The sequence below is a fragment of the Cupriavidus sp. KB_39 genome, from assembly GCF_052114485.1.
Lineage (GTDB): Bacteria > Pseudomonadota > Gammaproteobacteria > Burkholderiales > Burkholderiaceae > Cupriavidus.
The window spans coordinates 1-715 of record NZ_JBFREV010000154.1 but is presented as its reverse complement, the minus strand read 5'-3'; the positions used below and the strand labels follow the sequence as shown (position 1 = coordinate 715).

Below are 715 nucleotides of genomic sequence, written 5' to 3'. Positions count from 1 at the left end.
GGCTACTGGCATCCCAACTATCCGCTCAAGGGTGAGGATGCCGAACTGTGACAAAGACTTCGTCCATGCCTGCCAATACGCGTCATCGCCGCGAAACGAAATGGTTCCCGTCAGTCTGGCGTCTTTGCCTATTGGCCGGGCTGTGCCTGCCACTGACCGGATGCACCGAAGACCAGATGACGTTGAATCTGGTGGGCTACAACCACACCGACAGGAGCATCTACCGCTTTGGGGTCAACGAGTATGGCGGTGCGTACTTGGGAGCACATCGTGGCGGCGGAAAATTCACCTGTTGTACAAGCATTCCACGCGCTTACAAGCCGGGTATGACGGTAAAGGTCTGGTGGAGCGATTGGGGTGGAGAAAACGCCATGGAGCGCGACGTGGAAGTGCCACGGTATGGCCCCGACGAGGGCGGCCGGTTCGCTGTCCATTTCCTGCGCGGCGGCGAGGTCAAGGTGTTCGTCACCATGATGGGCCTCGGGCATCCGGACTATCCGCTTAAAGGCGACGAAGCCAAATTGTGAAGTACATCCGAGCCTGAGCAATATGCCATACAACCTTACGATACCTGCACCGATGCCTGCGAATGGACAGCGCGAACTTTCGCTACGAGAAACGATGCAGCGAGCGCGGGTAATGGCCTGTGTTTTCAAGCGGGACCCGGCGCAGTGCCAGGGCCAGGTGTTTGTCAGTCTGTTCTTCGATGTCGATG

At 57.9% G+C, this 715-nt stretch carries 1 protein-coding gene; it reads left to right on the top strand.

Features of this window, described 5'->3' with window-relative positions:
* The first annotated feature begins 65 nt into the window (after nt 1-65).
* Nucleotides 66-527, top strand: coding sequence for a DUF3304 domain-containing protein (locus tag AB4Z27_RS29245; RefSeq protein WP_313818144.1), 462 nt, complete (start codon nt 66-68; stop codon nt 525-527).
* Nucleotides 528-715 lie beyond the last annotated feature (188 nt).